The following is an 18855-nucleotide window of genomic DNA, read 5'->3' on the forward strand; positions in this document are numbered from 1 at the left end:
GGGAACGGCCTTCCCACCGGTGTCGGCCGCCGCGGGTGGCGACCTGCCTGCGAACCTCTAAACTGCCGCACCACAAGACACGTGAGGACGACGACTTCTCGTTCCAGCCCGAACTCGACCCGCGCGAGGTCAAAGACCTCGCCGCCCGCTCCTTGATCGAGGCCAAGTCCAACGCTGCCCTGCTCGGACCACCGGGAGTGGGCAAAGGCCGCCGGAACGGCGGAACCGTCCTGGCTGTCTCCGGCCGGATTCCGCCGGAAGCCGGAAACAGCGCGGCCCTCCCCCCGTCGGTGCCGGAAGGCAGGGCCGCGGCGCGGCTGGAACGCTCCGCCAGGTCAAGCCACGCCCGAGCGGGAAGCCACCGCACCGAGCGGGGGACGGGCCGGGTCGGCGCTGGCGAGCTGGAGCAGGAACTGGGAGATGACGTTGGTGGCGTAACACCCCGAGGGCAGCATGAAAGACACCTCGCATTTCCACAGCCCGTCGAACATGTCGTCGGGTTCGACATCACGCACGGTGACCACGGTCTGCAGGACCGTCGGCCTGCGCGAGACCCTTCGGCGCGTCGCGCCGTCGGACCAGCGCCACTTGTCGTACTCCAACTCGGGCGTTTCGGCCAGCAGCCCCAGCAGGGGCCGCCGGCTCGTGGGGAAGGTGTAGCCGAGCCCTTCCCGGTCGGTCTGCTCCACATCGGAGCCGTGCCGTTCGAGGAGCCGGGCCAGTCGGTGGTTCCACAGATACGACGAGCAGGCGGTCCGGTAGAAGGCGGTCACCCGCTGGTCGAGACCGGCGAAGAACTCCTCGGCGCTACCGGTGTGCCGCAACGCCAGGTCGCCCTCGTGAGAGAGCGAGGTGCGCAACAGCTCGAAAGCCAGTTCCGGTTCGTCGTCGAGTAGCGCTTGGCCGATCAGATGGGTCACCTTGGGGCCGCCCGCGACACCGAAGCGCTGGGTGTCGTAGTAGTTGGCGAACAGGACGGTCGCCTCGCCCCGTGGCACCGCCCGCAGCCGGGCGGCCTCTTCGGCCTCCACGCCACGCAGCGTCAGCAAGAAGGCGTTGCCGAGCAGTTCGCCGATGCCCAGACGCCTCGCACCGCGTCCGACCCGGCCCAGAGACAGCCAGCGCTCGGTGCCTGGGGTCCACCTTCCGTTGAAGGCGTCGAGGAGCGCGGTGGGCACGTCGGCCGCCACGGACAGGGTCTGCTCGGTGACACCGTCCTCGTCCTTCAGCCCGGCCGCGGACACGGCGTCGGCGGGGATCTCGAGATGCCGGGCCACCAGGTCCATGGCCTCGAAGGTGGTGTAGCCCTTCTTGCGAAGGTTCAGATAGGTGTGGCGAGGTTCTTCCGAGGTCCGTTCCGGAAGGGCCATGACCTCCCGTACGACGAAATCCTCGGGCAGTGCTTTGATAACGGGGTTTCCCATGACGATTCCAGAGGTTCGACCGAAGACACAAGGAACCGGCAAGACCGGAAAGCCGGAGAATCTGGGCGCGCAGCGTTCCCGCGCTCATATTGAGGGCCGGGAATAAGTGGGTGTTCACGCCGATTCCAGACGGCTTTCCGATCTCGCCGGTGGTATTCACGCTACTGCAGCTTCCGAATCACCGGTACCGGCGATTCCGCGTGACGAAACGGAGATCACGCGGGACGGTGGAAAATCACCTGAGCCGACAGCCGTACGGCGCCCGGATTACCGGGCAGCGCGCTCTCCACGGCGTGCCAGGACGTCTCACCGCGCACCAGGACGACACTCGCATTGTGCAGCGGCGTGATGCGCCGGGCCACGTCCTGCGGCGCCTGCGATCCGAGGAGGAGCAGGTTTCCGCCCCACGTCTCGGGCCATGGATCGTTGAAGTAGAAGACGTGAGTGACGATTTTGCCCGGCTTGTCCACGTGCGGGTCGAGCCAGCAGTCCGGCGGATACCTCCAGAGGTTGACCTCTACCGGACAGGATTCCAGGGGCAGCCCGGTCAACGCGGCCAGCCCGGCACGGTAATCCGGACCCGTCACCTCGCGCACGAAGGCACGCCAGGGCGCGGCGAGTTCATCGTCGGGCACGTCGGGCGCGGGGTGAAGCCGACGAGTCCACATGGCGTACGTCTTGTCCGGGTCGTCACCGCTGACCTTGGTGAAGCTGGAGACCGGGAACGTCTCGCGCAGTCGCTCGGCGTCCGCTTCCGAGAACGTCTCGGGCAGGTGATGGTAGGGGAACGGAGCGTACTCGGCCTGCGCCCGGTCCAGCAGTACCAGATGGTCCGTCATCAGTCCTCCAGAGGAAGGGAGGCAGCGGCCCGGCGCGGGCCACCGCACGTACACGAGGTCGGGCCGGCAGCGCCCGGCCGCGAGCCGGGGGCCGGCGGGCACGCACGGAGCGCGGCGGTCAGTTCACGCCCTGCCGAGCGCACCGCGCGGCGTGACCGGCATACGACGATCCGGCCTTCGTACCCGGCCAGCAGACGTCGCATCGCCACGAGCTCGCGACGCCGGAAGCCGAGGACCTTGCGCAGCAGCGCGGGCAGATCGTGCACGGGTCGGTCGGCCGGGCGCAGTCCCCGCGGCAGGTACTCGCCGTCGGCACCGCGGTGTCGGCGCAGCCGGACGCTGCGCCGCACGACCTGCCAGGCGCAGACCAGGACCGGCAGGTCGAGCAGGACCACGATCTCTGCCCTGGCCAGTCGCTCGGGAATGGTGTCCAGATGGTTGCCGTCCACGATCCACCGCTCGCCGTGCGCCAGGTCCCGGACCAGCCGCCGCCACTCCTTCGGTGGGGTGCGCTGCCAGCCGGGGTGCCAGTAGAGGTCGTCGAGATGGAAGACGGGGACACCGGCACGGGCCAGAGCGTGGCAGAACGTCGACTTGCCGCTTCCCGGGCTTCCCAGCACTGCCACCCGGCCGACAACCGGGACCCCGGAAGGCGTCATCGCCCACCTCGCACAGGTGGGTGCGCTGCCTTCCCGGGAACCGGCCCGGCGAGCAGATCGACGACCCGCCGCATGACGGGCCTGTCCGCCAGGGAGATCCGCAGGCATTCCGACAGCCCCGGGAAACCCGTCAGCGCCCGGATCCTGAACCCCTCGTCCAGCAGCGCCCGTTCGACGAGCGCCGGCTCCGACGTGGAGCCGGTGTGGAACGTGACGAAGTTCCCGCCCGGTTCGAGCCGCCGCCAACCGGGGCGGACCCGTTCGACGGCATCCGCGAACTCCTCCCGGATGGCGCGTACGTCGTCCCACACCTCGGCGAACTCCGCCGTGCGGTCCAGCAACGCGGACAGCAGCGCGAGCGCCGGTCCGGACACCGTACTGTCCGGCCGGTAACCGGCGAGGTGCCCGGCGATGTCCTTGCCCGCGAAGACTACGGCGATCCGGGCTCCGGCCAGGGCATGGGACTTGGAGTAGGACCGCACGACGACGAGCCGGGGGTGGTCGGCGAGCAGGGGAACGTGCGTCATGTCGGCGTAAACGCCGTAGCACTCGTCGATCACCAGCAGGTGGCCGTGGCGTTCGCACGCGTCGGCGAGGAGCGCGACCTCCTCGAGCGGTACCGGCAGCCCTGAGAGGCCGGCGGGGTTGGTCAGCGCGACGACCGAGGGCGGGCGGGTGCGTACGGCGCCGAAGAGGTCGGCGCCGTCCAGCCGCGGGGGCTGTCCGCGGATCTGGCGTACACCGGTCACCGGAACGCCGCGCAGCCGGGTGTAGTAGCGCCACGCGTCGAACGAAGGCTCCGGCAGGATCAGACGGCCGGCGGGCGCGGCGAAGGCATCCACCAGCAAACCGATCGCGGTGTCGGAGCCCGCCGTCAGCAGGACGCCCTCGGCCGGTACGCCGTGGTGAGCGCCCAGTCGCTCCCGTACCTCCGTCAGGACGGGGTAGGAACGTGTGTCGTGCGGGGCCAGCGTGCCAAGCGCCTCCCGGACCAGCCGGTCAGCCAGCGGGTGCTGGAGTTCGCAGCTCTTCAGGTTGACTCCGGCGAAGCGTCGCCGGGGCGGATGGCCGACCGTCAGGGCCGAGGCCCGGACCGGAAAACTGAACTCCGGAGTGGCGGAGTTCGTGGTGGAGGGCGGGGCTGCCACGGAGTCACACGGCCTCTCGGCCGACGTGCCGAGGAACGGCCTCGTGCACCTTCGTCAGCCGGTCCTCGAGGCCGAACAGGAACTCGTACCACTCCCGGGTCATCCCGGGATCCCCGGGCTCGGACATGAGCTGACGGTTGTACCTGCTGATCTCCAGAGGGCTCAGAGTGGCGGGCATCCCGTGGTACGGGGTGTACATGGTGGGCCGGACGCGGGCCCCGGTGCTGCGGGCCACCTCGATGGTCCGGGCCACTCCGGCGGGGGTGGTACCCGGGAGGCCGACGATCACGAAGGCGTTGAGTTCGATGCCGGCGCGTGCGCACCAGCCGGCCAGGGTGCGGAACCGCTCGTCCTCGATCTGCTTGGCCCGGGGGAGGGAGCCCTGACTGTCGGGTTCGAGGGTCTCCAGACCCACCGAGATACGCACACAGCCAGAATCCCCCATTAGCGTGACAAGTTCCTCGCTGAGGTGGTGAATCGTCGTGGCGCATTTCCAGCGCGGTCGCAGCGAACCCTGCTGGAACCGTTCGCACAGCTCCCTCACCCAGCGGCGGTCCAGAGTGAAGGTGGGCGCGTAGAAGGCGACGTATTCGAAGGGTTGGTCGGCGAAGGCGCTCTCGATGTAGTCGATGACGCGGTCCACCGAAAGACGTCGTTCCTTGAGGCCGAATATCGAGGGCACTTCGCAGAAGTCGCAGCCGATCGGGCAGCCGCGCGCGGCCGGCACGACGAGTTCGCGGCGGAAGGGGATGCCGCAGAACTTGTGGTCGTCACGGGTGTAGAGACGGTCGTACGCGGCGTACGGGATCTCGTGCACGTCCGGCAGGACCCAGTCCTCGGCCGGCAGCGACCCGCCGGGCTGGCGGGGATCGTGCCACTCTCCCGCCGCCCGCACGGCGACGCCTGGCAGCGGGCCGCCCGACCAGCCTCCGCCGACGGCGTCGACGACCTCGGCCACCCCGCACTCGTAGTCACCGGACTGGACGATGGCGTCCAGGTCGTACCGCTTGAAGTAGCCGGGGTTCATGCTGCTCAGGCGACCGAACGTGACCAGACGGCTGCGCGGGGACAGTTCCCTGGCGTAGGCGACGAACCGTTCCAGGCCGTCCACCGCGTCGAAGTCGTTCATCACGGCGATGACGTCGTAGTCCCCCTGGAAGAGCAGATCGCCGACAGCCTTCCAGTTCATGTTCAGCACCCCGGCGTCGTGTACGTCCACTCGGGTCACCCGCGGGTTCCGCCGGAGATGGCCGGCGGTCATGAACGCGGGCGTGTGGTGACCGGCGTTGAAGTAGCTGGGAACATGAGGTGGCCAGATGACCAGTACCTTCATGAATTCACTCCTGCCTTGTGCCTGTCCCAGCAGGCTGGTACACGGCGACCGTGAAGGGAATCCCGCGTTTCTCCCGGCGGAACGCCTCTCGCCCACCCGCGGGTAAGGAGAGTTCCGCAGCACGAGACCCTTGGTGGCCGTTTCGGCGATTCGCTCTAAGGTGCCCACGACGCTGTAATTCCGCTGCGGGAAAGGACCCTTCATGCTCAGTGGAGCACCTGTGATCACGGCCCCGGCCCGGCTCGCATCCGACAGCTGGGAGGTTTCCCGGGAGTCGACGCCGGCGTCAGTGCACGTGCGTGTCTCCGGGTTCAAGCACCTCCTCGTTCCGGCGCTCGCCGCGGCATGTCTGGCCGACCGGCCCTGGCTGATCGACAACGTGCCGGATATCGCCGACACCCGGGTGCTGACCGCGCTGCTCGACGCGGCGGGTGCCGCGGTCACGCACGACCGGCGGCAGGGCACCGTGCGGGTCTCCGCCGCGGGGCTGGGGCGACACCGCATCCCGGGCGAGCTGTCCGGCCAGGTGCATGGCTCCGTCTATCTGCTGCCCGCTCTGCTGGCGGCGACCGGACAGGTCGTGTCGGGACGCCACGGCGGCTGCCGGATCGGCTCCGGCGGGTCGGGCGAACGCCCACTGGCTCATGTCGCCGCGGTGATGGAGCGGTTCGGCGCCCGCTGCGAGGTGACGGAGGGCGCCTTCAGCGCCACCGCGCCCGCGTCCGGACTGCGTGGCGCCGTCATCGACCTGGCCGACTTCGCCGAACGGGAACCGGTCACCGGCACCCTCACCGGACCGCACTACTCCGGGGCGACGAAGACGGCGCTGCTGCTGGGCGCCGTCGCACGGGGCACCACCGTACTTCGCGACCCGTATCCCAAGGCCGACGTGCTGGAGCTCGCGCGGGCGCTGGGCACGGCCGGCGTACCGCTGCGGACGGGCCCGGACGAGATCGTCGTGGAGGGACAGGGCGGTCCGATCGGCGGCACCGAACTGTCCCTGCCGTCCGACCTGATGGAGGTCGTCACGATGATCGCCCTGTCCGTCTGCCTGGACACCGAGTCACAGCTCCGGCTGGACCGACCCGAGACGGTGCGCGCGAGTCTCGCCCCCGAACTGGCGTGTCTGGAGGCCATGGGGGTGCCCCTGGCCTGGGAGGGCGACACCCTGCGGACCGGGCGCGTCGAACGGCTCGCCGCCGTCGATGTGGTCGCCGCCTCCCATCTGGTCTACAGCGACGCCCTGGCCCTGCTGGTACCGATGCTGCTGCGCGCGTCGGGACCCTCGGTGGTGACCGACCTGGTGTGGGGCTCCCGCTTCGGCTATGCCGAGGGTCTGCGGGCACTGGGCGCGGACCTGACCGTCTCGGGTTCCCGGATGACCGTACGGCCCAGCGTGCTCAGCCCGGCGGCCGGTGATCTGCGCGCCGGTGATCTGCGCGCGGTGATGGCCCTGGTGATCGGCGCGCTGACGGCCGGAGGGCGCCATGTGGTGCACGGCGTAGGGCACTTGGCACGCGGCTACGACAACCTGCCCGACAAGCTGCGGTTGTTCGGCGCCGACGTCCAGGAGTGACCCTCCTTACGGCGTTGCGCGAGGTCACGTTCCGGGCCACAGAACGCGCACTGCTCGCGGCCGCCCCAGCGCTCCAGAATGAGACCTGGCCGCTTCCGGCCCCGAGTGGAGCACCCGGACTGTCCGGCCCTGTCGTGCGGTGCCTGCCCGCGAAGTGAACCGCGAAAGGAAGAAGCCTGTGACGGGAAACCCGCGCACGGCCCTGCTCGATCAGACGGCATCCCCGCCGGGCGACGCCTTCACCCTGGCCCGGTGGTTCGCCCGGCTGTCCGTGGACAGCGCGTTGCCGGATCTCAACGCGTTCCTCACCGCGTTGCTCGGACCGTACTTCGTCCCGACCGCGGGCGCCGCGCCCGACGCGGTGACCGTGTCGGTGCGCTGCTCGCCGACGCTGTCCGTCCTCCGCGGCGACCTGGACGCCGTACCACAGAGTCCACAGTTATGGCTCGACAAGGACGGGCCTCGCATGGTCGTCCTGGAGCATCTGCGCGACACCATGGTGATCCTGCGGGACATGGAGCAGGACAGCGACCCCGTGCTGATCAGCGTGAACCGGCCCGCGAAGACCATCCGGCTGGACATCCGGGCGGACACCCCCAGGTCGCGACGGGGGGTCGTCCGGCTGGTGGCGTTCCTGCTCAGCGCCCAGCTGCACTCGGGCGGGGTCCCGGTGCTGCACGGTTCCGCGGTCGCCCGGGACGGCAGAGCCGTCGCCATCCTCGGTCCCAGCAGTTCCGGCAAGTCCAGCCTGGCCTTCCTGGCCTCCACCCTGGCCGGCTGGGACTTCGTCTCGGACGACACCCTGCTGGCCTGGGGCGAGGAGGAGGATGGGCCACTGTCGATGAGCGGTGCCCCGCGCCGGCTCGGCATCGGGATAGGCAATCTCGCCGGGCACCCCGCGCGCTCCCGTTTCGAGACGTACCCGTTGCGCCGGTACGGCGACAAGCCGCTGGGCACGCTGCCCATGCCCGCGCCGGACTCGTGGTCCCGCGAGGGCCGGGTGCGCCTCTACTGCGACATCGACGAGTTCACCGCCGTCTCGGGCGCCCGATGCGCGCTGCGGGCCACTCCGGCCGGAATCGTCCTGCCCGTCGCCGATCCCCATATGACGGGATGGATCGTGGAGACCGAACCGGCGGACGGCGAGGTGCCGGAACTGGAGCCGACCAGCGGGCGCAACCTGCGGTACTTCGTGGACTACCTCGGCATCCTCACACCGACTCCCTTCGACGCCGAGAAGCGCGCCGGGGTCCTCGCCGGACTGCGGCAACTGCCCCGCGTCCGGGTGCGCTACGGCCCGGACGTGAACGCCGACTTCGCGCGTTTCTGGTCCGAAGTGACCGACGCTCTGGGCTTCGGGGAGGCGCGGCCGTGCTGACCGGAAACACGGAACACCTGGCCCTCGGTGTCAACTTCCGCGAGGTCCGGGCCCGGGGGCTTCGGCCCGAACGGCTTTTCCGCTGCGGCGACATCACGGCCTGGACGCCACAAGAGGCGGCCGTGCTGCGCGACCGGTACGGGATCCGTACCGTCATCGACCTGCGCAGTACTCGCGAAACCGCCAGATACGGTGCCCCGCGGGCCCTGACCGACGCCGGGCTGCGTTGGATCAACACCCCGCTGACCGGCTACTCGGGCACCCCTGTCCAGGACCCGCGCCCTGCCTCCGAGGACATGGTGCGTTACTACCACGGCATACTCACCGACGCACACGACCCCTGCTGGCCGGGCCTCTTCGACGCCCTGGCCACGGCCGCGGCGGAGCCGTTCCTGATCTGCTGCCACTTCGGCAAGGACCGCACCGGCCTCGCCGTGGCCACGATCCTCGACCTGCTGGGCAGTCCTGCCGAGGACATCGCACGCGACTACGCGGAGAGCGCCCGCGACCTGGTCCTCCAGGTGGACCGCTTCCAGGACAAGTGGGTGCGGCGGGGGCACACCCGTGACGACTACGTCCACCGGATGCGGGTGCGCGACGAAACGATGCGCACCTGGTTGTCGGAGGTTCGGGTACGGCACGGGGGGCTGATCCCGTACCTGAGCCGACGGGGCGTGTCGTGGGCGGACCTGAACACCGTAGGCACGCAGCTGCGGGACGTCCCGTCCAGGCCGGGGGAGTTGTCCGCCGGGACACGGGAGTAGCGTTCGGCGGCGGCTCGCTCGTGAACGGCCCGAGGGCGCGGCGGGCGATGGCGACGCCCTCGGCGAGCGCGGTGCGGCTTCGACACTGCCTGATTCCACACCGGGCCCAGGGGCTGTCGCTCAAGGACGAGCAGGTCCACCTCGTCCCGGTCGGCGACCAGTCGCTGGCCGGGACGAGGTGACGATACGGCCGGGCAGCCCCGCCTCGTCAAACACCCGGCGCAGCCGCGAGACACAGATCTGGATCTGAGGACGCGCGCTCGACGGGGCATGCAGGGGAGCCGGACGGGACCGAGTCCGGTCGATCGCGGCCGAACCGGGCACATACCGCTGGGTCGTCGAACGCGGCTTCGCCTGGCTCCACGGCTTCCAACGCCTCCGCATCCGCTGGGAACCACGAGCCGACATCCACGAAGCATTCCGCAAACGCGCCTGCCGCCTCATCACCCACCGACAGAACGGCTCACTGCGAAGGCCTTGCCGGCCCGTGCGACGAATCTGGCTACTTCCAGAAGGTGAAGTAGTGCGTGACGGGCGCAGTGATCTTGAAGACCATCCCGTACTCGCTTGGCCCCGGCCATGGCGTTCAGGCGTCGCTGGGGCCCGGTTGCCAGCCGGTTTCCTGGGACCAGGAGGCTGCTTCGCGCAGGGTTTCCCAGATGAAGGGGCTCTTGCTCTCGGTGTAGGCCTGGGCGTCGTAGCGGTACCGGGCGGCCAGTTCCTGTTTCGTGCGGGCGTAGCGCCGGGAACTTTCGGGGTGACTACGCAGGTAGTCGCGGAAGACCAGGTTCAGTTGTTCGTCGAGACTGCCGGCGCGACGTACGTGGATGTGGGTGCGGCGGGAGCCCGGTGCCTCGCGGAAGTACCGTTTGGACAGGTCGGGATTGTCGCGACGGTAGCGGAATCCCAGCTCCTCCAGCGGGCGACGGAAGGGGTCGTCCGGTGTGAGGGCGGTGACGGAGATCTGGACGTCGATGATGGGCTTGGCGGACAGGCCCGGTACCGAGGTGGAGCCCACGTGGTCGATCCTCGCGACGTCCGTCAGCGCGGCGCGCAGCAGAGTGCCGAGTGCGGCGAACTGCACGGGCCACAGGGGATCGTAAGGAACGATCTCGACCTTGCGGCCCGGCGCGTCCGCCGGGCCCTGGCCGTCTGCTTCGGTCATGGCGTGTGCCCCGCCCTCACGGGCCCGGCCTGTTCGCGCTTGTAGCGGGGCGTGAAGGCCACCTGGGTGGAGTAGACGCTCCTGACACCGCCCCACTCGTGCCACAGGAAGTTGAGGTCGACGGATGCCACCAGTCGCAGGCCCAGGTCCAGATGGTCCTGACGGTGCAGTTCGATATAGGCGCACTCGGGGTGCTCCCGGCCCGCCGGCCAGACCAGTTCCACGCCGTCGACACGCTCGAGGTAGTCGCCGAGTTCCACCTCCCGGCCCTGGTCCCAGATCTCCCAGTACCCCTGGTACTTCTCCGGGGCGTCCTTCTCGTCGAAGTGCAGGGACGGGCTGATCCGGGCCACTCCGCCGGGTGCGAGGAGCCGGTTGCACTCCTTGAGGAAGGCTGCCTTGTCGTCGTACAGGTACAGCGAGGCCTGGCTGTATACGAAGTCGAAGGAGGCCTCTGGAAACGGCAGCGGCCGGGAGGCGTCGCAGAAGCTGATCCGCGGCAGTGCGGTCCGTTCCAGCTCCTCGGCGGTGAAAATGCCCCGGCCCACCGCCTCGGCGCGCATGCGCTGTTCGTCGCCGTCGACCGGCGAGTAGTTGAAGCCGCACACCTCAACGGCGTCGCCGAAGGTGCGGGTGAGGTCGAGCATGGCCACACCGTAGCCACAGCCCGCCTCCAGCAGCCGTACCCTGCCCTGCTGCTCGATCCGGGCGGCTACGGCCGTCTTGAGGTCGCCGAGATACTTCTGGGCATGAGACAGTCCCCGGTCCCTTGTCATCGGGTGATCCCCTCTCTGTCGGTGGGTGTCACGGACTCCCCATCTTCTTCATCGCCGACCTTAGTCAGCATGACCGTCGCCTTGACCGGCATGTTTCGCCGGACGGAATCAAGGGTTATGCGTTCTGGTGCTCAACGGCACGATCTCAACCGTGCCGAGGTCGGTGAGGCGGTCGGAACGAAACCGGAGGAGCGGTCGGATGTGGATCCGTCGGGTGGTTCCCGCGGCAAGGCGTCGGCTGTCCGCTGTGCGGGCGCGTTTCGCGTTGCCCGCGCGCTGCGACGTCGCCGGGGACACTCATGTCCTGGTCAAGCCCGACGGGGTGGCACGTGGTCTGTCCGCGACCGTCGTGGACGGACTGCGGGCAGCAGGTCTGGGCGTGGAGACGGTCGGTGAACTGGTACTGCGCCCTTCGGACGCGGAGCGCTGGCTGCCGGAGAAGCGCGACGAGCCGGACGGCAAGCTGACCCTGGCCTACCTGTGCGAGGGACCCGTGCTCCTGCTGGCGGTTCATGGGGAGGACGCCATGAGACGGACCTTGACCGTCAAACGGAGGCTGCGGGCGGACCTCGGCTGCGGCGAACGGCGCAACGTGGTGCACTGCCCGGAGACCCTGGGCGAACGTGATCACGAACGGACGGTTTTCGCGCCGCTGCTGCTGTGACCGGCGTGGGATTCCCCGCGTGACCCTTCGCGCGGGGAATCCCACGCCGCCGTGCTGACCGTGACCGCCAGCATGACCATCTGGGCTTCCGTGAGAGTGATACCGGGGAGGGTCAGCGTCGCCGCCGCGCTCAGCAGGAGGGCGGCCGGGACGGGCAGCCGCGCGCGCAGTCGCCCCCACACGGAGGCGCCGGTGGTCGCGGCCGCCACCGTGCTCGCGTGCCGGTGGTGTTGGCGCACGAGCAGCGGCATCATCCGCCACCCGGTCAGCTCGGGCCAGCCGGTCGGCTCGACCGCGACCCGCAGGACACGGCGGATCGCCCGGGAGGCGTCGGCGGCCTCACCGGTCAGGCCGGCGCGAGACGCGGCCGACGGCGGGAAAGGCAGGCAGAGGGGCGCCAGGGCCAGGGCCAGGACGGGATGGACGCTCAATGCCGTGGCGAGCCGGACAGACCGGTCCAGGGCGAAGCCCGGTAGACGGGCACGGCCCTGGCAGCGCCAGGCACTGCCCAGACACCACAGCGAGAGGGCCAGTCCGAGCACCGTCGCGGGGAAGCGTGGTGCGACATGGCCGGTCCACCACCCCACCGAGGCTCCGGCCGCGGTCGCGGCAAGGTGTCCCGCCGAGGTGAGGACGGCACGCGGTCCAGACCCGGATGCCGTGGCGGGGCGGTTCATGCGGTCTCCCTTTCGACGCCGGCGAGGCTGCCGTGCTCGAGTTGCAGGACGCAGGCTCCGGTGGCACGGCCTTTCTCCAGGACCCGCGCCAGTGCCGGGTCCGGATCCGCCGAGAGACACACCAGGACGGTGCCGACAGGCAACCGAACGGCGACGCGTGCGGCCGTCACCTCGGACCAGCCGGCCGTGTCGAGTTCCTGTCCTTGCGAGAACTGGCCGGACAGGACGGTCTGCCAGCCGTGGGAAAGGCCCGCCGCGAGGCGGGCCACGTTGTCCGGCGGCGGCTGCGCAAGCCCCACCGGGGTGCTGCCCAGGGTCACGTTGTCGGCCAGTGAGGCGAAGCCCAGGGACAGCGGATCGGGCGGGACCAGCAGTACGGGGACGGTGTCGCCGGTGGTCCGGCCGGGTTCCGGACGACCACCCGCCCCGAGCAGATCGTTCAGCACATCGGCGCTGTTCCGCGCCGTGGTGAGCCGCACGTGCCGACCGGGAGCCAGCCGGACCTCGGTGACATGGGCGCGGGGGACGCCGCCTGAGTCATCGGTCTGGACCAGGCGAACCCTCAGTCCTCCGTCGGCCAGCGCGCGCACGGACATGCGTACCGCGGCCCTGCGGTCGACGGGCGGACGGGCCGCCAGGGCGACGAGCCGCCGTACCCGCCTGAGTGCGGTGACGCCGTGGCGCAGTGCGGTGGTGTTCAGGGGGGTGGCCGCGGTCCCGTACAGCAGTACGGCCGCCAGCACCCCGCCGACTTCGAGACCCGGGCGGGTGCCTACCGAAAGGTAGGCCGTCAGAGCTGTGCCGAGGGCCAGCACTCGTGCCGTCAGGTCCCGTCGCCGAGTCCGCCGGGCCAGAGCCAGCCACTGCGCACGGCCGAAATCAGCACGGGCGGGGGCGTGCTGCCATGAGCGGGCGAGCCCGCACAGGACGACCGCGCCTGCGCAGAGCCCTCCGGCCAGGGCATCGGCTGAGGCGACTGCCAGACAGACCCCGCACTGGACGAGTGCGGTGTGCACGAGGCGGGTTGCCGGAGCTATGGCCGTACTCAGCTTCGGCTCCCACCGGACAGCCACTCCCGCGGCGGCGTGCACGGCGTCGCGCAGGACCTGGTCGTCGGGGGAGAGTCGGCTGGAATCCGACAACCGGGCGATGGCGGTCAGGACGGACCGCCTGGCCGCGTGGTCCACGGCCTGGGCGGCCCGGGGTGCGGTGAACTCGGTCGCGGTCCGGGCGAGCCACCACAACGTCCAGCATGCCGTGAGTGCGCACAGGAGACCGGCCCGGGAACGGTCGATGTGACCTTGCTCCAGCAGCGGTCCGCTCTGGCCGTCCTCCAGGAGCAGCAGGACCGCCGCCACGGGGGCGAGCGCGCCAAGCAGAGTGACCGCCGACAGAATCCCGGCGGCGGACAACGACGGGGGCCGTCGTTGGGCTGCGACCAGGTGTGTTCCTGTCACCGGTCCGTCCCCGCGGGACCAGGGGGTCAAGGCCGCTCCCGCCGTCCGCAGAACCGGCGGACCGGCACGGCGGCGGTGTACGGGCCGTGCCGGGTCCGGTAGCGAGGGCGGCCGTTGAGGCGGTTCGGTGCAGGGGGCTGCCGGAGGGCGGGGACGTTCATGGAGCACGACTCCTGGAGCGAGGAGGGGCGGGGGCATGGCGGTCGTCGGCCGTGCGGGCGGTCGGTGGAGCCCGGTCTCCAGCCTCGCGACGTCTGCGGCCCGGCTGAAGTGGCTGTTCCTCGGGGCGGAACTCGGGTCGGTCGTCCCTGCCGCACCGCTCAGGTCTCATCCGGCGGGCTGAACCGGGCCGTCCATCAGACGCAACACGGTGGCGACCGGGTGCAGGCGGGGGTCCCAGCGCACCATGAGCACGGGGACCGGCGGCCGGGTCACGAGTCGGCCGGACAGCTCCGCGCCCTGTCCCCACCAGGGGACGGGCGTGGAGAGAAGATGGGACTGGAGCATGGCGGAGGCCTCGTCGGCGGGAACGACCGCCACAGTCGGTGTCTTCCTCGTGCTGCGCTCCAGCAGGACGATGCGGGAAAGAAGTCCGCCGGCCGTGGTGTCCACCTTCAGCAGCCGCTGCAGTTCGGCCTGGGTCAGCACTGCCTTGGCCGGGGGAGCGGGCAGTTCGTCGAACGGGGTGTCGCCGTGCCGCAGAAGCCGTGCGGCGCCCACGCGTTCGGCGTGACCGGCCGCGCGCAGTGTTCCCCGGCCGAAGCGCGCGGCGACCGCGGCACCCACGACATGCCACCGGCCCCGGCCGGGCAGCAACACGCTGCGGTCTCCGGCGACGAAGGCCCCGCCCTCGGCGGCCAGAGCGAGCGCCAGTGTGCTCTTGCCCGTGCCGGAGTGACCGCTGAAGAGGGTGACGTGCGGCAGCCGCAGTCGGCCGGGCCCCGCCCCCGAGGCGGGGCGGTGGGCGGCCGACGCGTGGATGGTGATGCCCCCGAGGGTGGCCAGCGTCGCGTTGAGCAGTTCGCCCGCCAGGATCTCGGCGGGCCGGAACAGTCCCCGGCGTGCCGCGCCGGGCTGGTCCGTCGGGTGATCCTCGCGCAGGACCAACCAGTCGTCCGGGCCGCGCCGTACGAACGCGTGAGGTATGCCGTCAACGCTGTCGCGGACGTCCCGGACCCAGGCCGGCCGGTCCAGCAAGGCGGTACGGCGGTAGCGGGCGTCGTGGATGAGGATCGCGGGGCCCGGGCGCGGCTGGATCTGCCAGGCGGTGGGTGGTCCTGGACGTACCTCGATCCGAAAGGAGTGCAAGGGGGCGGCGTAGCGCAGGTGATCACCGGTGACCCCCAAGTGCTCGGCGAACCAGTGATGTTCCCCGGGGTCGCGGCTGTGCAGTTCCCAGCTGACCGGGCCCCAGGTCAGCCTGGTTGCGGCCGGCGACGCGGCCGGCCCGTGGGCACGGGGCGCGGACTGGGACGACACAGCATCGGCTCCCTCGGGCGGGCGCCGCGTCGGGCGCACGGACTGGTCCGGTCCACCATGCTCCCGGCGGCCCTCCGCCGCACCCGCCCGTTCCACTGGGCGAGACGGCCGCGCTCGCCGTTCCGTGGGGAGAAACGACTGCTTACCAGGACCTCCGCTGCCGCCCAGGATGGGCGTCCATGACAGGAACGAGCCGCTTCACGGCCGACTCCGACTCCGCGCATACAGGGGAAACGCCCGCTTCGCAGCCTTCTGCGACACGATTCAGAGACCATCCCTCCACGGTCGCATCTGATACCTGACGTTCCGTCAACTAAAAGACAGAGGACGGGATATGTCTGTCGACTCAGATCACGGAGGTTCTCGATGAACGGACAACCGCCGACTCACGACGTGCGCGTCCACTCGCACGTTCCGGCATCGCTGTGGCACGAGATGACCGGCGAAGCGGGCGGGGACCTGCTGCCCAGCCAGACGGCCGGCTGGCGTGACGCCGTGTGTGCGAACGGGTGGCAGGACGCGTCCCGCCTCTACACCTGGCCGGACGGCAGCCGGCTGCTCGTGCCGCTGGTGCGCTCCGCCGACGAGAGCGGCACCACGTACGCGTCGTGGCCCGAAGGGTGGGGAGTCGGCGGCGTGATCGCGGCACCGGAGGCCCTCACCGCCGACCGCGTGCGCACCGTGCTTCGCGACCTGGCCGCTCTCCCCGCCCGGCAGGTGTATCTGCGCCCGGCCACCGCGGCGGCTCCGATGTGGGGAGAACTGATGCCGCCGGGCACCCGCCGCAACCCGCGGATGACACAGGTTCTGGACCTGACGGGCGGGTTCGGCCACGTGTGGGAACACCGTTTCAGTCAGAGGGCACGCTGGGCCGTACGACGTGCCGAGAGGGCGGGTCTGGTCGTGTCGCAGGACGACACGGGGCAGCTCATACCCGAGTTCTACCGGCTGTTCGAGTTGTCGGCCGCCCGCTGGGCCGAGCAGCCGGGCAGCGCGCCCGAAGAGACCATGCGCCGGGTCCGGGCGAAGAACCCCATGTCCAAGTTCGCCGCCGTGGCCCGGCATCTGGGAACCGACTGCCGGGTCTGGCTGGCGTCCCATGAGGGCAGACCGGTCGCCGCGCTGCTGGCCCTGCATCACGGCTCCCAGGTCGTCTACTGGGCGGCTGCCATGGACAAGCCGGCCGCCGCCCGCACCCACGCCCCCACCTACCTGGTGCATCTGGTGATCATGGACGCCTGCGCACATGGCGCCCGGTCCCTACACATGGGAGACACCTATCCCGGCACCTCGGTGACGAAGTTCAAAGCGGGCTTCGGCCCGAAGGAAGATCACACAGCCGGCTTCTGGATCCCAGTATCCGCGGATGGTCCGGAGGTCACCGGCGCGACACGAGAGGAAGACAGGACGTCATGCTGAAAGACCGCCACTGGAGGACCGGTTACCGGGTCGGTGACCACACGGTATGGGGCACCTCGCTGGACAGCCCCGAGCGCCGCCTGCGCGCGCCGCACGCCGAGTCGGCCGACTTCGGCCTCTATCTCGACGAGAGATGGCACGGCGAGGCCGACGCCCGCCGGCCGTACTTCGTGTCCTGGCCCCGGCTGGAGGCACCGGTGGAGGCCACGCTGCTGTTCACCCGGGTCCGGGAGGCGGCCCAGGAGGTGCGGAACGGCGCCACGCTGGAGGTGGCGTGCTTCGGCGGGCACGGGCGGACCGGATCGGCTCTCGCCTGCCTGGACATGGTGCTGGGCGGTGCGACAGCCGAAGAGGCGCTGACGCGCGTTCGGCGCGAGTACTGCTCGCGCGCGGTCGGCGCGCCGGAGTTGGAGCGTTTCGTCCGCCAAGCCGAGCAGTCGCTGGCCCCAGGGAGCGCCCGCATGCCGTAAGCGGCCACCTTGGACGCCATCTCGTTGGCGTGATCTTGCGGCAGTCTTGGTCGGTGACCGTTTCGCTTGTTCGGCGGACGGTTTGTGGGTGTTGTTCGAGCGGGTGATGGCTCCCGCGCCGGAACGTCCGCAGGGTGGAGGCAGCTGTTGGCGCGGGGACCGGGAAGTTCTGGCCGCGATCATCTTCGTGGCCACGTCGGGATGCACGGGGAATCAACTGCCGCCCGTATTGGAGCTGACGAGGGTGACGGCGTTCCGTCGTTTCACGGAGTGGCCCGAGGCGAGGGAATGGGCCGAGCCGCACCGCTTGGTCCTGGACGAGCTCGGCTCGCGCGGTGAGCTGGACTGGTCGCGGTGCACGATCGATTCCGTCAGCGTCCGCGCCCTCGAAGGGGGCCACTGACGGGACCGACCCCGACCGACTGCTGGCGGAGGTTCCGAAACGTCCGCCGGACCCGGGCGGGTGGTAAGCCGGTGCGGTGCGGCCCGTTTCTCCCAGGGGCTCCGCAAGTCGTGGATGATCGGACGGGCGAGCCGTAGCTGGGTGTAGGCGGAGATGGCCAGCCAGGTCCTCCGGTCGGCGGCCTCGGGTTCCCGCAGTCGGGGCCGGGTCCAGCCCAGGGTCTGCTTGAACAGGCGGAAGGTGTGCTCCAGGTCGAAGCGCCGCAGAAACGCCCGCCAGGCCCGGTCCGCGGCGTCGGCGCCGGTCCTGGAGGACCACAACCAAACCGCCGGGGCTGCCCGGTCCTTCGAGAGGTGCTCGACCTCCAGCCGGATCAACGTGCCTTCGACCAGGGGGAGTTCGTCGTCGTGGTCGAGCCAGGCGGCCCGGTGGGTGAACCGGGGGTGGACCCGGTCCCATGCTCGCGCGCTGGCTTTGCGCCGATATCACGCCGCGCGCTGACGCCGGTCCGCGCACGCCGGGCCGCGCATGCGGCACCCCGCCCGGGAACGCGTACGGGGCCCGCCCCCACCGGGCGAGCCCCGTACGCGTCGAACCGGTCGGCTGGGCGCGCGGTCGGCCGTACGTCGCGGCCGCCCCGATACCAGCCGTACCGGCCGCGGGGCGGCCGGTCAGGCGCCCTTCGGCGCGGCCTGCTGCACGACCTCGAAGGACCACACGGTCGAGCCGCTGGCCGCCGGCTTCGGCCGCTCCCCGCTGCCGGCGTCGCCGCCCTGGTGGCCCGCCTTCATGGGGCCCTCCATCCAGGCCTGGAAGGATGCCTCGTCACGCCAGCGCGTGTAGACGAGGTAGTCGTCCGTCCCTTCGACGGGACGGAGGAGTTCGAACCACTCGAAGCCGTCGGAGCTCTCCACGGCGTGCGCGCGGGAGGCGAAGCGCTTCTCCAGCGTCTCGCGTTGTTCCTGGGGGACGGTCAGCACATTGATCTTGACTACGCTCATGCCGTCATCCTGCCGTACGGGCCCGGGCGTCCGGAGCGGCGGCCCCCGCGTCGGCGCCCGAGCCGCTGCCCCTGCCCACCCCGCGAACGGCGCACGGGCACCCGCTAAGCTGCGAATCCCCGCGGGGGAAGTCCGGTCGAAATCCGGCGCTGACCCGCAACGGTAGGCGGAGCCATCGGTTCCGTGAGCCCGATCACCCGCGGCGGAGAAAGCTCCTGACGAT

General features: G+C 70.6%; 18 protein-coding genes, 3 pseudogenes and 1 riboswitch. Of the genes and pseudogenes, 10 read left to right on the forward strand and 11 right to left on the reverse strand.

Going from position 1 to position 18855, the window contains the following annotated elements; all coding sequences use genetic code 11:
• Positions 1-47: 47 nt before the first annotated feature.
• Positions 48-206, forward strand: a pseudogene (locus tag ACIRRU_RS15745) (ATP-binding protein); the annotation flags it as partial.
• Positions 207-335: 129 nt separating this feature from the next.
• Here the strand turns inward: ACIRRU_RS15745 and truD are convergent.
• The 5 genes from truD to ACIRRU_RS15770 form a co-directional block, all read right to left on the reverse strand.
• Positions 336-1424, reverse strand: coding sequence for a tRNA pseudouridine(13) synthase TruD (gene truD / locus ACIRRU_RS15750; protein WP_403680448.1), 1089 nt, complete (start codon positions 1422-1424; stop codon positions 336-338).
• A 215-nt stretch (positions 1425-1639) separates the two neighbouring features.
• Entirely contained in the window at positions 1640-2263 is a 624-nt protein-coding gene (locus ACIRRU_RS15755; protein WP_403680450.1) for a 2OG-Fe(II) oxygenase, read from the reverse strand.
• Positions 2263-2922, reverse strand: a complete 660-nt coding sequence (locus ACIRRU_RS15760) for a hypothetical protein (RefSeq protein ID WP_403680453.1) — start codon at positions 2920-2922, stop codon at positions 2263-2265. The genes ACIRRU_RS15755 and ACIRRU_RS15760 overlap by 1 nt, the downstream gene beginning before the upstream one ends.
• Positions 2919-4070 (reverse strand): aminotransferase class I/II-fold pyridoxal phosphate-dependent enzyme, encoded by a 1152-nt coding sequence (locus tag ACIRRU_RS15765; RefSeq protein ID WP_403680455.1) that lies wholly within the window; start codon positions 4068-4070, stop codon positions 2919-2921. The genes ACIRRU_RS15760 and ACIRRU_RS15765 overlap by 4 nt, the downstream gene beginning before the upstream one ends.
• Before the next feature lie 4 nt (positions 4071-4074).
• Entirely contained in the window at positions 4075-5403 is a 1329-nt protein-coding gene (locus ACIRRU_RS15770) for a B12-binding domain-containing radical SAM protein (RefSeq protein WP_403680458.1), read from the reverse strand.
• A gap of 289 nt (positions 5404-5692) precedes the next feature.
• On the opposite strand from ACIRRU_RS15770, the gene ACIRRU_RS15775 reads away from it, so the two are divergent.
• The 5 genes and pseudogenes from ACIRRU_RS15775 to ACIRRU_RS15795 form a co-directional block, all read left to right on the forward strand.
• Entirely contained in the window at positions 5693-6979 is a 1287-nt protein-coding gene (locus ACIRRU_RS15775) for a hypothetical protein (protein WP_403680461.1), read from the forward strand.
• A gap of 178 nt (positions 6980-7157) precedes the next feature.
• Entirely contained in the window at positions 7158-8357 is a 1200-nt protein-coding gene (locus tag ACIRRU_RS15780) for a hypothetical protein (RefSeq protein ID WP_403680463.1), read from the forward strand.
• Positions 8351-9121: a tyrosine-protein phosphatase gene (locus ACIRRU_RS15785; protein WP_403680465.1), complete on the forward strand. Its 771-nt coding sequence runs from the start codon at positions 8351-8353 to the stop codon at positions 9119-9121. Before ACIRRU_RS15780 ends, ACIRRU_RS15785 begins: the two co-directional genes overlap by 7 nt.
• Positions 9122-9168: 47 nt before the next feature.
• The gene (locus ACIRRU_RS15790; RefSeq protein ID WP_403680467.1) at positions 9169-9303 is read left to right on the forward strand and encodes a hypothetical protein; all 135 of its coding nucleotides are present in this window, start codon (positions 9169-9171) and stop codon (positions 9301-9303) included.
• 137 nt (positions 9304-9440) lie between these two features.
• Positions 9441-9566, forward strand: a pseudogene (locus tag ACIRRU_RS15795) (transposase); the annotation flags it as partial.
• A gap of 141 nt (positions 9567-9707) precedes the next feature.
• On the opposite strand, the gene ACIRRU_RS15800 reads toward ACIRRU_RS15795, so the two are convergent.
• Positions 9708-10286 carry a GrpB family protein gene (locus ACIRRU_RS15800; RefSeq protein WP_403680469.1) on the reverse strand — a complete coding sequence of 193 codons (579 nt, stop codon included), beginning with the start codon at positions 10284-10286 and terminating at the stop codon, positions 9708-9710.
• Positions 10283-11062 (reverse strand): class I SAM-dependent methyltransferase, encoded by a 780-nt coding sequence (locus ACIRRU_RS15805; protein WP_403680472.1) that lies wholly within the window; start codon positions 11060-11062, stop codon positions 10283-10285. Before ACIRRU_RS15805 ends, ACIRRU_RS15800 begins: the two co-directional genes overlap by 4 nt.
• Positions 11063-11309: 247 nt before the next feature.
• Here ACIRRU_RS15805 and ACIRRU_RS15810 point away from each other — a divergent pair, with 247 nt between their 5' ends.
• A complete protein-coding gene (locus tag ACIRRU_RS15810; RefSeq protein WP_403680474.1) occupies positions 11310-11726 on the forward strand; it encodes a nucleoside-diphosphate kinase in 417 nt (138 codons plus the stop codon).
• Here the strand turns inward: ACIRRU_RS15810 and ACIRRU_RS15815 are convergent.
• From ACIRRU_RS15815 to ACIRRU_RS15825, 3 genes are all read right to left on the reverse strand, one after another.
• Positions 11690-12403 (reverse strand): hypothetical protein, encoded by a 714-nt coding sequence (locus ACIRRU_RS15815; protein WP_403680477.1) that lies wholly within the window; start codon positions 12401-12403, stop codon positions 11690-11692. The genes ACIRRU_RS15810 and ACIRRU_RS15815 overlap by 37 nt on opposite strands.
• The gene (locus tag ACIRRU_RS15820) at positions 12400-13860 is read right to left on the reverse strand and encodes a hypothetical protein (RefSeq protein ID WP_403680479.1); all 1461 of its coding nucleotides are present in this window, start codon (positions 13858-13860) and stop codon (positions 12400-12402) included. Before ACIRRU_RS15820 ends, ACIRRU_RS15815 begins: the two co-directional genes overlap by 4 nt.
• A gap of 327 nt (positions 13861-14187) precedes the next feature.
• Positions 14188-15339, reverse strand: coding sequence for a hypothetical protein (locus ACIRRU_RS15825; RefSeq protein ID WP_403680481.1), 1152 nt, complete (start codon positions 15337-15339; stop codon positions 14188-14190).
• Positions 15340-15705: 366 nt separating this feature from the next.
• Between ACIRRU_RS15825 and ACIRRU_RS15830 the strand changes: the two genes are divergently transcribed.
• From ACIRRU_RS15830 to ACIRRU_RS15840, 3 genes and pseudogenes are all read left to right on the forward strand, one after another.
• Positions 15706-16758 carry a GNAT family N-acetyltransferase gene (locus ACIRRU_RS15830; protein WP_403680484.1) on the forward strand — a complete coding sequence of 351 codons (1053 nt, stop codon included), beginning with the start codon at positions 15706-15708 and terminating at the stop codon, positions 16756-16758.
• Positions 16752-17228, forward strand: coding sequence for a protein phosphatase (locus tag ACIRRU_RS15835; protein WP_403680487.1), 477 nt, complete (start codon positions 16752-16754; stop codon positions 17226-17228). Before ACIRRU_RS15830 ends, ACIRRU_RS15835 begins: the two co-directional genes overlap by 7 nt.
• Positions 17229-17274: 46 nt before the next feature.
• Positions 17275-17651: pseudogene (locus ACIRRU_RS15840) on the forward strand (transposase); the annotation flags it as partial.
• 651 nt (positions 17652-18302) lie between these two features.
• Here ACIRRU_RS15840 and ACIRRU_RS15845 read toward each other — a convergent pair.
• Positions 18303-18632 carry an antibiotic biosynthesis monooxygenase family protein gene (locus tag ACIRRU_RS15845; protein ID WP_403680490.1) on the reverse strand — a complete coding sequence of 110 codons (330 nt, stop codon included), beginning with the start codon at positions 18630-18632 and terminating at the stop codon, positions 18303-18305.
• 102 nt (positions 18633-18734) lie between these two features.
• Positions 18735-18852, forward strand: a riboswitch (cobalamin riboswitch).
• Positions 18853-18855: the final 3 nt, after the last annotated feature.

It is taken from the genome of Streptomyces sp. NPDC101181, from assembly GCF_044767975.1.
In the GTDB taxonomy this organism is placed as follows: Bacteria; Actinomycetota; Actinomycetes; order Streptomycetales; family Streptomycetaceae; genus Streptomyces.